This window comes from Hymenobacter rigui, assembly GCF_003944715.1.
Taxonomy (GTDB): domain Bacteria; phylum Bacteroidota; class Bacteroidia; order Cytophagales; family Hymenobacteraceae; genus Hymenobacter; species Hymenobacter rigui.
On the sequence record NZ_RWIT01000020.1, the window covers coordinates 56,128 to 70,504 of the forward strand.

General features: G+C 63.7%; 8 protein-coding genes. All 8 read left to right on the forward strand.

Going from position 1 to position 14,377, the window contains the following annotated elements:
- Nucleotides 1-220 precede the first annotated feature (220 nt).
- The 8 genes from EI291_RS20970 (at nucleotide 221) to EI291_RS21005 (ending at nucleotide 14,246) form a co-directional block, all read left to right on the forward strand.
- A complete protein-coding gene (locus EI291_RS20970) occupies nucleotides 221-3,232 on the forward strand; it encodes a SusC/RagA family TonB-linked outer membrane protein (RefSeq protein WP_125424244.1) in 3,012 nt (1,003 codons plus the stop codon).
- 19 nt (nucleotides 3,233-3,251) lie between these two features.
- Nucleotides 3,252-4,817: a RagB/SusD family nutrient uptake outer membrane protein gene (locus EI291_RS20975; RefSeq protein ID WP_125424245.1), complete on the forward strand. Its 1,566-nt coding sequence runs from the start codon at nucleotides 3,252-3,254 to the stop codon at nucleotides 4,815-4,817.
- A gap of 124 nt (nucleotides 4,818-4,941) precedes the next feature.
- On the forward strand, nucleotides 4,942-6,696 hold the full coding sequence (locus EI291_RS20980) for a glycoside hydrolase family 13 protein (RefSeq protein WP_205701646.1): 1,755 nt from the start codon (nucleotides 4,942-4,944) through the stop codon (nucleotides 6,694-6,696).
- Between the two features lie 59 nt (nucleotides 6,697-6,755).
- Nucleotides 6,756-8,798 (forward strand): glycoside hydrolase family 65 protein, encoded by a 2,043-nt coding sequence (locus EI291_RS20985; protein WP_205701647.1) that lies wholly within the window; start codon nucleotides 6,756-6,758, stop codon nucleotides 8,796-8,798.
- Between the two features lie 230 nt (nucleotides 8,799-9,028).
- A complete protein-coding gene (locus tag EI291_RS20990; protein ID WP_125424246.1) occupies nucleotides 9,029-10,408 on the forward strand; it encodes an MFS transporter in 1,380 nt (459 codons plus the stop codon).
- A gap of 94 nt (nucleotides 10,409-10,502) precedes the next feature.
- Complete coding sequence (locus tag EI291_RS20995; protein WP_125424247.1) at nucleotides 10,503-11,702, forward strand: glucosidase family protein; 1,200 nt, start codon at nucleotides 10,503-10,505, stop codon at nucleotides 11,700-11,702.
- 261 nt (nucleotides 11,703-11,963) lie between these two features.
- Entirely contained in the window at nucleotides 11,964-12,893 is a 930-nt protein-coding gene (locus EI291_RS21000) for a carbohydrate kinase family protein (protein WP_125424248.1), read from the forward strand.
- Nucleotides 12,894-13,076: 183 nt separating this feature from the next.
- Nucleotides 13,077-14,246 carry an MFS transporter gene (locus tag EI291_RS21005; protein WP_125424249.1) on the forward strand — a complete coding sequence of 390 codons (1,170 nt, stop codon included), beginning with the start codon at nucleotides 13,077-13,079 and terminating at the stop codon, nucleotides 14,244-14,246.
- Nucleotides 14,247-14,377: the final 131 nt, after the last annotated feature.

Sequence of the window (14,377 nt, forward strand, 5' to 3'; positions counted from 1 at the left end):
GTGTGGCAGGGGCGCGGCAACGGGCAATCGGTCGGCCGAGGGCTACGGCTGACAAGGAGCGGGGAAAAATGTGACTCAAGCTAAAAAAGTTTTGGATTCCGAAATCGATTACGTTACCGATTTCGGAAAAAAACACGCTTTTGCTGGTATTTAATTGCTTGATTTTGTGGTGAGTAATCACCCACCTTTAGAACAGTTCCCACCAAAAAACCAACTGCTTATGTTTGTATTTTTACAACCGCGCGCCCTGCTATTGCGCGCCGGCCTGCTGGTCGTCTTTCTGACGCTGGTTGGCAGCGTACTGGGACAAGGTCTGATCCGGGGTACGGTAACGGAGCCCAACGGGACACCCGTTGTGGGTGCCACGGTACTGGTAAAGGGCACTACCCAGGCTGCGCCTACCGATGTTACCGGTAAATATGAGCTGCGGGTAGCGCCCGGCAGCTATGAGCTGGTCGTGTCCTCAATAGGCTACAAAGCCCAGACCCGCACCGTTACCGTGGGCACCGAGCCGGTAGCGCTGAACGTAACCATTTCCGAGGATGCCCAGGCGCTGAGTGAGGTAGTGGTGGTTGGCTACGGCACCGCCAAGAAAAGCGACCTTACCGGAGCCGTTACTACCCTTACCCCTAAGGAGTTCAACAAAGGAACCTACGCCTCGCCCGACCAGCTCATTCAGGGGCGGGTATCGGGGGTACAGGTGAGCAACAACAGTGGCCAGCCCGGCGGACCAGCAACCATTCGCATCCGGGGTAACTCGGCCGTGACCGGTACGGGCCAGCCGCTGTACGTGGTGGATGGCGTGCCGCTCGACGGCCGCTCGGCACGCCCCGGTCTGGTGGCCTCCGCCGACGTAGGAACCGGGGCTGACAGCAACCCGCTCAACTTCCTGAACCCCGACGACGTGGAATCGGTGACCGTGCTGAAGGATGCTTCCGCTACGGCTATTTACGGTTCCCGGGCCGCGTACGGGGTAGTGCTCATCACCACCAAAAAAGGCCGTTCGGGGGCACCAGTGCTCAGCGTGGGCGTATCCAACGGCTTCTCGCAGCTGCTGCGGCGGCCGGAGTTTCTGGATGCCGGTCAGTACCGCCGGGCCATTGCCTACTACGGCGTGCCCGCTGCTACCGACAAGGGCGGCGACGTAGATGCGCTGGATGCCATTCTGCGCAAAGGCTACCTACAGAACTACAACGTGGCCATGAGCGGTGGTGGCGAAACCGGCCGCTACCGTCTGTCGCTGGGCTATCTGGATCAGGAAGGCATTGTGCGCAAAACCGGCTTTAAGAAGTACAGCGCCAACCTCTCCACTAACCTGCAGTTTCTGGAGAGTAAGAAGCTGGGCCTCGACATGAACATTTCCACCAGCCAGTTCCGGGAAGAGCTGGCCAACATTACCACCGACGCCGGCTTCCGAGGCTCCCTCATCGGGCAGGCGCTGCAGTGGAACCCCACGCAGCCGCTCCGCAACCCTGATGGCTCCCTCTTCATCAAGGCCGGCGACGTGGTGAACCCCCTGGCGGCGCAGGAATATTTCAACGACAACTCGCGGGTAACCACCATTCTGGCCAGTGCCTCGCCCTACTTCAAGTTTACCAATTGGCTGGAGTACCGAGCCCTGCTGAGCATCAACTACAATACGGGTAGCCGCCGTACGTCCATTGACCAGCGGCTCATCAACTACCCCGGCATTGAAAACCAGGGTTTCGCCAGCATTGGCAACAACGAGCTGACGACCCAGCAGATGGCCCATACGCTCAGCTTCAACAAAGCCGTGGCCTCCGACCTGAACCTGAACGCGGTGCTGGGGTACGAGTACACCAAGTTTGCCAACTCGGGCAATAACGTGAATGCCTTTGGTAACCCTTCGGCCGGTGGTTTTGGGGTGTTCGGCCTCGATTACACCAACTACATCCAGTATTCGGCCACCGGGTCGCGCAACGTGTCGTCGTTCATCGATCCGTCGTCGGAGCTGCAGTCGGTGTTTGGCCGGGCCATCCTGAACTTCAGGAACCGCTACGTGCTGACCGGTACCGTGCGCCGCGACGAGAGCAGCAAGTTCGGGCGCGACAACCGCGTGGGCTACTTTCCATCCTTCGCCATTGCCTGGGACCTGAGCCAGGAATCCTTCTTTCCGGCCGAAAAGCTGACGCAGCTGAAACTGCGCGCCGGCTACGGCCTCACCGGCAACCAGGAGTTTCCGGCCGGCTCGGCGCAGGGCCGCTTCTCGCTGGACAACAACGGGGCTCAGTCTCCGCTCAACGCGGCCAACCCCAAGCTGAAATGGCAGGCTGATGCACAGTTTAACGTCGGTATCGACGTGGGTGCCCTCGATAACCGCCTGACCTTTACGGCTGACTACTTCAACAAAACCACCAGCGACATTCTGTTCCCCACAGTGCCCGGCCAGCCGGCTCCCCCGGTGCAAACCATTCAGTGGCAGAACCTGAAGGATGTTAAGATTGTGAACAAAGGGGTGGAGCTGGCCCTCAACACCACGCTGGTGAACAAGGAGAAAGTGGAAATAGGCCTGAATGCCAATGCCACCTTCATCCACAACGAGGTGACGGATTTTGTGGGCGCGGATATCATCACCGGGGCCATTAACGGGCAGGGCCTGTCGGGCTCCACGGCGCAGCTTATCACCAAGGGCTACCCCATCAACGCCTTCTTCCTGCCCCAGTTTACCGGTCTCAATGAGCAGGGCCAGTCGACGTACGCCAACGGCGGGGCCGTGGCCTACTCGGGCAGCCCCAACCCCCGCACGCTGCTGGGCGTGGGTGCCAATGCCCGCTTCGGCAAACTCTCGCTGGTAGCCAACATGACCGGCGTATTTGGTCAGTATATCTACAACAACACGCTTAACGCGGTGGGCAACGTGGGCCAGATCGGGGCGCAGAAAAACATTGCCCTTTCCACGTTCGAAAACCCCATTAAGGAGTCCATCGGCAATGCGGGCTCGGCCTCTTCCCGTTACCTGGAAAAAGGCAACTACCTGAAAATGTCTAACGTGACGCTGGCCTATTCCTTCGGCGACATGGGCAGCGTGGTGAAGGGGGCGCGGGTGTACATTACGGGGCAGAACCTGTTCGTAATTACCAAATACGATGGGTTTGACCCCGAAATCAACACCGTGAAGCGCGGAGCCAACCAGGTACCATCCGTCGGGATTGACTACCTGCCCTACCCCAGTGCCCGCACCTTCACGCTCGGCGTCAATTTCTCCCTGTAACCTCTAACGACTTCCCACCATGCAATACGCCACTATTACGCGTGCGGCGGCCGTTATGGCCCTGCTGCAGCTAGTCAGCAGCTGCGAGCTGAACGAAACTCTGGAAGGCCAGCTCACGGAAAGCCAGATTCCGCGCGGCGACCCGGCCGCCCTGCTCCAGGGTGTGTACAACGCCCAGCGCGACCCGATTCAGGGTTGCGTGAGCGTGTTTGCCCTGGAAGAGGTATCCACCGACGCGCGCATTATGCCTACCCGCGGGCCCGACTGGGACGACAACGGCAAATGGCGGGCCCTGTTCAACCACACCTGGGACCCCAACAACGAGCGGGTGCGCGACACCTTCAACCAGCTGGAAGGTATCATCTACTCCTCCACCGACCTGCTGCGCTTCGACCCTACCCCGCAGCAGCAGGCCGAGTCGCGGTTTTTGCGGGCCTGGGCCACGTTCCTGCTGCTCGATATGTACGACCAGGTGCTGTACCGGGAGCCGGGCGAAGACCTGAGCCAGTTTTCCAAGGTGCGCAAGGGCAGCGAAGCGCTTAACTTTATTGTGAGTGAGCTGAATGCCATTCAGAACGACCTGCCCGATGCCCCCGTTAGCCGCGCCACCAAGGATGCCGCCCGGGTGCTGCTGATGAAGTGCTACCTCAACAAAGGCGTGTATGCCAACCGGGCCGCCCCCACTTTTGCGGCGGCCGATATGAACCAGGTGGTTACCCTCGCTGACCAGATCATCAACAGCGGCAAATATTCCTTTACGCCCAACTTCTTCGACAACTTCGCGCCCAACAACGGGGCCATCGGGCTGGAAAACATCTTCACCCAGGCCAACACCTTCGGCAACAGCGGCCCCACGCGCGACTTCTGGAAGTTCGTGTCGCACTACAACATGCGCCCCGTGGACGGCTACAACGGCCCGGCTACCACTTCCGCCTTCTACGACCTGTTTGAGGCCACCGACAAGCGTCGGGGCGTGGCTTACGATATAGCCGGCGGGCCGGCCAACCCCGGCCGGCGCATCAACGTGGGCTTTCTGGTGGGGCAGCAGTACAACCTGCTTACCGATGCGCCTCTGACTACGCGGGGCGGTGCTCCGCTGGTTTTCACCAAGGACATCAACCTGGTGGAAACCGGCTCCGACCTGGAAGCCAAAGGCATCCGGCCCATCAAGTACCCGGTTGATTACGTGAGCGAGGCCAAGGGCGGCAACGGCTGCGAAAATGACCACGTGACCTTCCGGCTGGCCGATGTACTGCTGATGAAGGCCGAGGCCATTCTGCGCGGGGCTACCCCCACCAGCGCCGGCCCCTACGGCGGCACGCCGCTGGCCATCGTCAACTCGCTGCGCACTCATCCTTCGCGGGGGGCCAGCGCCCTTGGCTCTCTTACGCTCGATGTGCTGCTGGACGAGCGGGGCCGGGAGCTGTACGGTGAGTCGTGGCGGCGGAACGATATGATCCGGTTCGGCAAGTTTCTGCAGGCGCGCAAAGACAAGCCGCAGAGTGACCCGAAGTACCTGATTTATCCCGTACCAAAAACGCAGGTGGATGTGAACCGCAACATCACCCAGAACCCAGGCTACTAACTTTTTGCCTGACCCCATCCAAGCAGGCCGTTGGTTGCTGCCCGCGCTGGCAGCCGCCGGCGGCCTGTTTGGGTGTATTCTGCACTGCATTTTCTGTCCGATGAAACCCCACCGTTTTTCTTGCATGCTCCCGCTGCTGGCCGTGCTGACTGCCGCCTGCAACCAAAGCCCGAAAACGGAAGCTACCACCGCTGCCGCTACCGCCGCTATGGCCGATAGTGCCACCGCCAAGAAGCCCGGCTGGTGGAAGGAGACGGTGGTGTACCAACTGTACCCGCGCAGCTTCCAGGACAGCAACGGCGACGGCGTGGGCGACCTGAAGGGCATCATCTCCCGTCTTGACTACCTGAAAAGCACCGGTGTGGGCACCGTGTGGCTCAACCCCATTTACGCCTCGCCCAACGACGACAACGGCTACGACATTTCCGACTACCGCCGGATTATGCCGGAGTTTGGCACCATGCAGGATTTTGACGCGCTGCTCCAGAGCATGCACCGGCGCGGCCTGAAGCTGGTGATGGACCTGGTGGTGAACCACAGCTCCGATGAACACGCCTGGTTTAAGTCGGCCAGCGCCTCGCGCAGCAGCCCGTACCGGGACTACTACTACTGGTGGCCCGCCGAGAAAGGCACGCCGCCGCCCCGCTACAGCACCTTCGATGTGAAGAAGAACGCCTGGCAGTTCAGCGCGCCCACCAACTCCTACTACCTGCACATCTTCTCCCGGAAGCAGCCCGACCTGAACTGGAACAACCCCAAACTGCGGCAGGAGGTGTACGCCATTATGAAGTTCTGGCTGGATAAGGGCATTGATGGGTTCCGGATGGATGCCTTTCAGTTTGTGGCCAAGGACCCCAGCTTTCCGCCCATGCCCGGCCTCACGGAGCAGAACTACGCCAACGCCTACAACCATGGCCCCCACCTGCACGACTACCTGCAGGAAATGAACCGGGAAGTGCTCAGCCACTACAACGTGATGAGCGTAGCCGAAGGCGCGGGCCGCAACCCCCAGGAAGCCCACCTGTTTGTGGACCCCGACCGCAAGGAGCTGGACATGACTTACCATTTTGAGGGTACCGGCGTGGGCAGCAACTCAGAAACGTATCAGCTTACGGAGCTGAAGCGCGTATTTACGAAGTGGGACAGCGCCTTCGCCCAAACCGGCTGGCAGGCCCTGGACCTGGGCAACCACGACCAGCCCCGCATGACCAGCAAATTCGGCGACGACCGGCCGGCGTTCCGGGTGGCCTCAGCCAAGCTGCTCAATACCTTTCTGCTCACCATGCGCGGCACGCCCTACTGCTACAACGGCGACGAGTTGGGCATGACCAACATCCGGTTCGACAGAATTACCGACTACCGCGACCTGGCGGCCCTGAACGGCTACGCCCTGGTAAAGAGCCAGGGCGGTAACCTGCCGGCCTACCTCAAAAACCTGCAGCGCTTCTCCCGCGACAACAGCCGCACGCCCTTCCAATGGGACAGCACGGCCAATGCGGGCTTCACTACCGGCACACCCTGGCTGAAAATAAACCCCAACTACCGCACCGTGAACCAGGCCGCCCAGGAGCGGGACCCCGACTCGGTGCTGAATTACTTCCGCCGGGCCGTGGCACTGCGCCGGCAGCACAAAGTGCTGGTGTATGGGGCCTACCAACTGCTGGACGGGCCCAACCCTCACGTCTACGCCTACACCCGTACCCAGGGCCCCGAGAAAGTGCTGGTGGTGCTTAACTTTTCCTCCGAAAACCGCACCTGGGCCCTGCCGGCCGGCCTCATCCTGGACGGCGCACCCTGGCTCAACAACTACCCCAGCTTCACGGCGGGGCCTACGCTGGCGCTGCAGCCCTGGCAGGCCGTGGTGGTACCGCTGCGCTAACCCGCCTCCACCTTACCCGGTAAATTCCTTTCTTCCGCGCTCCACCCCACCCACTCCGTATGTCCACCTGCTTTCGTTTTCTCTTACTGTTCTTACTGGCCACGTCCGCCGCGGCCCAGCCCGGTGCGCCCGACCCGTGGCGCCTGACGGCTACCGCCATCGACCCCAAAAACTACTACGGCGTGACGGTAGCCAACGGGATGCTGGGCATTGTGTCGTCACCGGAGCCGTTTCAGGTGAAGAGCGTGGTGCTGGCCGGGGCCTACGACCAGTACGGCCGGGGCCGGGTAAGCAACTTTCTCAACAGCTTCAACCTGCTGAACATGTACCTAGAAGTGGACGGCCGCCGGCTTTCGGGCAAAGACGCCAGCAACTTCCGCCAGGAGCTGGACATGCAGCGCGCCAGCCTCACCACCAGCTTCGAGTACGCTGATAAGGCCACCATCCGCTACACCTACTACGCCCTGCGCCACCTGCCCTTCACGGTACTTCTGGATGTGAGCATCACGGCCAAAAAGGACCTGCAGCTGGGGGCCGCCAGCGTGATGGAAACCCCCGATGCCCTGCGCGACGCCCAGAATTATTACAACGAAATCGACCGGCCGCACGTGACGCTGAGCCTGCTCACGTCATCGGCCCGCAGCCCCACCGGCAAGATGCAGCTGTGCGCTTCCAACACGTTTCTGTTTGGGGAGGGCCACGGCCAGGAGCCCAAGGTGATTCATGAAATGTGGGACAACAACATGCACCTGATGAAGTTCGGGAAGGCCCTGAAGGCCGGCCAGACCTACTCCTACGCCGTGGCAGGCTCCAGCATCACCTCCAGCCACCACCCCGACCCGCTCAACGAGGCCGAGCGCCTGACCATCTTCGCCCGCCTCGAAGGCAAGGACCGCCTGCTGGCCTACCACGCCAAAGCCTGGCAGGAGCTGTGGCAGAGCGACATCCAGATTACCGGCGACGCCCAGGCCCAGCAGGACGTGCACAGCATGCTCTACCACCTCTACAGCTTCACCCGCGCCGGCACCGACTTCTCGCCCTCGCCCATGGGCCTCTCGGGGCTGGGCTACAACGGCCACGTGTTCTGGGATACTGATGTGTGGATGTTCCCGGCCCTGCTGGTGCTGCACCCGGACATGGCCAAATCGATGATTGAGTACCGCTTCCGGCGGCTGGAAGCAGCCCGGCGCAACGCCTTCGGCCACGGCTACCATGGCGCGCAGTACCCCTGGGAAAGCGCCGATACGGGCGTGGAGGAAACCCCGGTGTGGGCCCTGAGCGGGCCGTTTGAGCACCACATTTCGGCCTGCGTGGCCCTGGCGGCCTGGCAGTATTACTGCGTGACGCAGGATAAGGACTGGCTGCGCGAGAAAGGTTACCCCATCCTGTCGGCCACGGCTGATTTCTGGGCCAGCCGGGTGGAGCGCAACGGCCCCGGCCACTACGACATCAAGAACGTGGTAGCGGCTGACGAGTGGGCCGAAAACGTGGACAACAACGCCTTCACCAACGCCGCCGCCCAGGTAAACCTGCGCAACGCCACGGCCGCCGCCCGGCTACTGGGCCTCAAGGCCAACCCCGACTGGGCGCACGTGGCCCAGAACATTCCGATTTTGAAGATGGCCGACGGCGTTACCCAGGAACACGCTACGTACAAAGGAGAAGGCATCAAGCAGGGCGACGTGAACCTGCTGGCTTACCCGCTGGGTGTCATCACCGACCCCGCGCAAATCCGGAAGGATTTGGCCTACTACGAAACGCGCGTCCCCACCGAAGGCACTCCCGCCATGACGCAGGCCATCTTCGCGCTGCTGTACGCCCGCCTCGGCAACGCCGACAAGGCGGCCCACTTCTTCCAGGATGCCTACGTGCCCAACCTGCTGCCGCCCTTCCGGGTGGTGGCCGAAACCAAGGGCGGCACCAACCCCTACTTCGCTACTGGCGCGGGCGGCGTGCTGCAGGCCGTGCTGATGGGCTTCGGCGGCCTCGACATCACGCCGACCGGCATTTCGCAACGCAAAACCACCCTACCCACGGGCTGGCAGTCGGTGCGCATTACGGGCGTCGGCCCGCAGCGCAAAACCTACTCCGTCACGCGCTGACGGCTGTTCCGCCCTTCCGCGAATCAGGCAGAAGGCGTGGCGACATGACGAAAACACCTCCGCAATGCTCGGGCTGGCTGCAACCGGCCGTGCGGCGCTGCCGGGATGGGGAGTGGCAGGAGGCCTTGTGGGAAGGGCCGCTTGCCCGCCGCCCGCCGCAAGGTGGGCGGCACTTCCCCCATCCTCTATGTTCTACCCCACACCCTCCCACCCTACTATACCACTCTCATATGGCGCTCAGTTCTACTGTTTCACGCGCGGCCTCGGCGGTGGCGTCGGTACCCAAGCCGCGGCTGGCTTTCTGGCAGATTCTGAACATGAACGTGGGCTTTTTTGGGATTCAGTACAGCTTCGGCTTGCAGCAGACCAACATGAGCCCCATTTACAGCTACCTCGGTGCTGACCCCGAGAAGCTGCCGTTTCTGTGGCTGGCCGGGCCCATGACGGGCCTGCTGGTGCAGCCCATCATCGGGGCGCTGAGCGACAAAACCCTGAGCCGCTGGGGCCGGCGCACGCCGTATTTCCTGCTGGGCGCGGTGCTGTGCAGCCTGTGCCTGCTGGCCATGCCCTTCAGCCGGGCCGTGTGGATGGCCGCCAGCCTGCTCTGGATTCTGGACGCGGCCAACAACATCACCATGGAACCGTACCGGGCCTTCGTGAGCGACAAGCTGCCGCCCCCGCAGCACAGCGTGGGCTTCCTCACGCAGAGCTTCTTTACCGGCCTGGGCATCACGCTGGCCAACTTCACGCCCTCGGTGCTGGTGTATTTGGGGCTGGTCAGCGCCACGGCCCGCAGCCAGAACAACATCCCGCACACCACCTACGCGGCCTTCCTGATTGGGGCGGCCGTGAGCATCGGGGCCATTCTGTACTCGGTATTCACCACCAAAGAGCACCCGCTCAGCGACGAGGAAGTAGCCGCCATCCGGGCCCAGCCCAAAGGCCTTAGCCACACGCTGGCCGAAATTGGCGGAGCCATCCGCGACATGCCGCTTACCATGCGCCGCATGGGCCCCATGATGCTGTGCACCTGGTACGCCATGTTCTGCTACTGGCAGTACATCACCCTGAGTCTGGCCAGCACCGTGTACGGCGTCAGCAGCTCGGCCGCGCCGGAGTTTGCCAAGGCCCAGCTGCTGACCGGACGCGTGAACGGCACCTACAACATCGTCACGTTCTGCGCGGCGTTCGGGCTGGCGTGGCTGGCCCGGCAGTGGGGCCCGCGGGCGGTGCACATGCTGAGCCTGGGCTTGGCCGGCCTGGGGCTGCTGGCCCTGCCGCTGATTGCCGACCCCAACCTGCTGCTGGCCCCCATGATCGGGCTGGGCATCGGGTGGGCCAGCATGATGGGCACCACCTACGTGATGCTGGCCGGGGCCATTCCGAAGGAGCGCACGGGCGTGTACATGGGCATCTTCAACATGTTCATTGTGCTGCCCATGCTGCTCCAGACGGTGTCGTTTTCCTGGGTGTACCGCCACCTGCTCGGCTCCCGCCCCGAAAATGCCATTCACCTGGCCGGGGCCCTGCTACTGGCCGGCGCGGTCTGCGTGCTGTTCATTCCGCGCACCAGTCCGAATCTACGGGTTGAGGAGCCGGCTGCTACCTGAGCCAAACCAGCGGCCCGTAGATACGCGAATACGCGTCTCTACAGACGACTCTCCGCTTTTGCCCTCGTGCGGCCCCACTCCCATATCTTCCTTCATGTCACTTCAGTCCGAACCCGCCCTTGCGCTTCTGCGCCGCGCCGCCACGCCGTACGGTTTTGTGGCCAGCGTGCAGGATGTGAGCAACTACCAGCGCATCTGGACGCGCGACGGTGTGATTACCGGCCTGGCCGCCCTGCTTTCCGGTGAAGCTGGTCTTATAGAAGCTACCGAAGCCACGCTGCGCACCATTTTCGGGGCCCAGCACCCGGTGGGCTTTTTTGCCTCGAATGTGGACCCGCGCACCGGCCAGGCCAGCTACGGCGGCAACTGCGGCCGCGTCGATAACGTGAGCTGGGCCATCATCGGGCTGCTGCAATATGCCCTCCTCACGGGCCACCACACTCTGGCTACCGCCTACCGGCCCCAGGTGGAGCGGGGGCTGGCCGTGCTGGAGGCCTGGGAATTCAATGGCAAGCACCTGGTGTACGTGCCCCAGAGCGGCGACTGGGCCGATGAGTACGTGCAGCACGGCTACGTGCTCTACGACCAGCTGCTGCGGGTGTGGGCCCTGGAGCTGGCCGGCCACCACTACCAGCGCCCCGAGTGGCTGGCCAAGGCTGCCACCATCCGGCAGGTGCTGGAACGCAACTACTGGAACGAGGACACCGCCTCCGACGCCGAACCGCTTTACGCGCCCAACCTCGTGCACCAGCGCCGGGCCGCGCCGCGCACGTTCTGGCTGATGGGCTTCAACCCAGCCCGCGTGTACGGGCAGTTTGACCTGGCCGCCAACGCCCTGGCCCTGCTGCTCAACCTGGGCCCGGCAACCCAGCAGGTAACCCTCACAACCTATCTGCACGAGCAGCTCCGGCAGCGGCAGTTTCTGCTACCGGCCTTCGCCCCGGCCCTTACACCCGCCGATGGCCTTATGGCCGAGCTGACCGACAACTACGCCTACGAGTTCCGCAACCGGCCCCACGAGTTCCACAACGGCGGCCTCTGGCCCGTCTGGAACGGGTGGCTGGCGGCGGCCCTGCACCAGCATGGCCAGTCGGCGCTGGCTGTGCAACTCACCGGGTTGCTGCACACGGCCAACCGGCAGAACCCCGACGGCCCGGCCTGGGGCTTCTACGAGAACTTCCACGGCCTCACCCACGCCCCCATCGGGGTACCCTACTGCACCTGGAGCGCCGCCGGGCAGCTGCTGGCCGAAGCCTACGCCGGAGGCGGGCGACTATACTTTCCATCCTCCTGAGTTAGTTCTGTTCATGTGAGTTAGTCCTGTTAATGAATGTGTACGCTTCACAGACCGTCATGCTGAGCGGAGCCGAAGCATCTCTACCGCTTCGTTGAAGCAGTGCAGGCGAAGCGGTAGAGATGCTTCGGCTCCGCTCAGCATGACGGTCACATGTCACCCATGATGGTCACGCGCCCGGCATGACGTTCACGCGCTCCGCGTGGCGTTGCAAACCTGATTTCGGTAATACCCCCAACACGCTTCTCATTTTCTTTGCCGATGCGCTCTACTTCTGCTTCCGTTGCTGCTCCGGCCACTACCCCGAAGCCCGTCAGTGGCCGCCTGCTTGCTATTGGCGAGGCGCTGATGGATATTCTGACTACCGATTTCGTGGGCGACTTATCCCAGGTGACGACCCTGCAGGCCGTGGCGGGCGGTAGTCCGGCCAATTTGTGCCGGTTTGTACAGCAGTGCGGCGGTACAGCCACGCTGGTAGCGGCCGTGGGGCAGGATGGGCTGGGCGAGATTCTGTTGCGCAACCTGGCGGCCGCCGGCCTCAGCACCCAACACGTCCACCAGCTGCCCGACCGCGCCACCAGCATCATTGTGGTGGGCCGCAGCCGCGATACGCCGGCCTTCATCCCCTACCGCAGCGCCGACCGGTACCTGCCCCCCATCGACCCGGCCCTGATTGCGCAGGCTTCGCTGGTGCACACTACCGCTTTTGCCCTCAGTCGCCAGCCAGCCCAGGACCACATTCTGGAGGCCCTGGCAACGGCCTACGACCAGGGCCGCGCGGTATCGGTGGACTGGAACTACGCCGCCCCCATCTGGCGGCGCGCCGACAACGCCCCCGACGTGTGGCAGCGCCTGTTGGCCTACGAGCCCTTGCTCAAAGTCAGCCTCGATGATGTGGCCCGCTTCGGCAAGGTGCCGGCCACGCCCGAAGCGGCCCGGGAGTTTCTGCGCGACACGCCCGCCCGGGTGCTCTGCCTCACCTGCGGCTCCGATGGGGTGTGGTACCGCAGCCGGGGCGGCGACTGGCAGCACCAGGCCGCGCCCCCGGTGCAGGTGCAGGATGCCACCGGGGCCGGCGACGCCTTCTGGGCCGGCTTTCTGACAAGCTGGATGCGGCAGGCTCCCGTGGCCGAATGTGTGCAGGCCGGCATCAGCACGGCGGCGCGGCGGTTGCAGGGGCAGCTGGCCTAGGCTGTGTGAACAGTAATCGGAAGCGTTATCCGAGGCTTCCCGGGCCGTCATGCTTCATCTGGCATCCGCTTGCCGGAGCATAACGAGCTGTTATAACCACTGGCAAAACGGTGACGAAACTACGCAGTTGGGGGGAATTGGTATTTTCGCCGCTCTCACCTGCCCTCTCTCCCACCCGCTCTCATGTCCCGTGTTCTTCCCACCATTGTGGGGGCGCAGTTCTGCTGCACCTCGCTGTGGTTTGCCGGCAATGCCGTAGCTCCCGAGCTGGCGGCCCGGTTCCGGCTGCCGCCCGGCTCCGTGGCCGCCCTCACCAGCGCCGTGCAGCTGGGCTTCATCAGCGGCACGCTGCTGTTTGCGCTGCTGGCCGTGGCCGACCGGTTTTCGCCCTCGCGGGTGTTCTTTGTGAGTGCGCTGGCGGCCGCCACGGCCAACCTGGGCGTGCACCTGAGCGGCCTCGGGGCCGAGGAGCTGCTGGCCTGCCGCTTCCTCACGGGCTTTTTCCTGGCCGGCATTTACCCGGTGGGCATGAAAATAGCCGCCGACTACTACCAGGAGGGCCTGGGCCGCTCCCTGGGGTGGCTGGTGGGGGCGCTGGTGCTGGGCACGGCGTTTCCACACCTGCTGCGCAGCCTCACGGCGGCCCTGCCGTGGTACTACGTGACGGGGGCTACCTCCGGGCTGGCGGTGCTGGGCGGACTGGCGCTGTGGGCGCTAGTGCCCGATGGGCCCTACCGCCGGCCCGGGCAGCAGCCCCGGCTCACGGCGTTTCTGGCAGGGTTCCGGCAGCCGCCGTTTCGGGCGGCGGCGTTCGGGTACTTCGGGCACATGTGGGAATTGTATGCGTTCTGGGCGTTTGTGCCGGTGGTATTGGCGGCGTTTCAGGCGCGGCACCCGGCGGCGGGGCTGCCGGTGCCGCTGCTCTCGTTCGGGATTATTGGCGGGGGCAGTCTGGCCTGCGTGGGTGCGGGGCTGCTGGCCCGGCGGCTGGGCCCCGAGCGGGTAGCGGCCGGGGCGCTGGCGTTGTCGGGCGGGTGCTGCGTGGCCTCAGGAGTGGTGCTGGGCCTGGGCTCGGCGGCGGGACTGGTGGCGTTTCTGGCGTTCTGGGGGCTGGTGGTGGTGGCCGACTCGCCCATGTTCTCCACCCTGGTGGCCCGGCACGCCCCACCCGAATCGCGCGGCGCGGCCCTCACCATCGTCAACTGCCTGGGATTTGCTCTCACCATCGGGAGCGTGCAGCTCACCGGCTGGCTGGCCCCGCGCCTGCCGCCTCAGCTGCTGCTGCTGCCCCTGGCCCTCGGCCCGGCGCTGGGGCTGTGGGCGTTGTGGCGTGGGCAAAGGGTGGCAGTATGAAGCACTATAGCGGATTCATGAACGGTGTAGCTGCCGTCGCCTAGCGTACGTAAGCAGGTATATGCAAGCGTATTCGATGGATTTGCGCCAGCGCGTGGCGCAGGCGCTGACTGAGCCCGGAGCCCGGCAGG

Bases quoted from the DNA above. Each gene is read 5' to 3' on its own strand.
- EI291_RS20970 (WP_125424244.1), top strand. From the start codon at position 221: ATGTTTGTATTTTTACAACCGCGCGCCCTGCTATTGCGCGCCGGCCTG.
- EI291_RS20975 (WP_125424245.1), top strand. From the start codon at position 3,252: ATGCAATACGCCACTATTACGCGTGCGGCGGCCGTTATGGCCCTGCTG.
- EI291_RS20980 (WP_205701646.1), top strand. From the start codon at position 4,942: ATGCTCCCGCTGCTGGCCGTGCTGACTGCCGCCTGCAACCAAAGCCCG.
- EI291_RS20985 (WP_205701647.1), top strand. From the start codon at position 6,756: ATGTCCACCTGCTTTCGTTTTCTCTTACTGTTCTTACTGGCCACGTCC.
- EI291_RS20990 (WP_125424246.1), top strand. From the start codon at position 9,029: ATGGCGCTCAGTTCTACTGTTTCACGCGCGGCCTCGGCGGTGGCGTCG.
- EI291_RS20995 (WP_125424247.1), top strand. From the start codon at position 10,503: ATGTCACTTCAGTCCGAACCCGCCCTTGCGCTTCTGCGCCGCGCCGCC.
- EI291_RS21000 (WP_125424248.1), top strand. From the start codon at position 11,964: ATGCGCTCTACTTCTGCTTCCGTTGCTGCTCCGGCCACTACCCCGAAG.
- EI291_RS21005 (WP_125424249.1), top strand. From the start codon at position 13,077: ATGTCCCGTGTTCTTCCCACCATTGTGGGGGCGCAGTTCTGCTGCACC.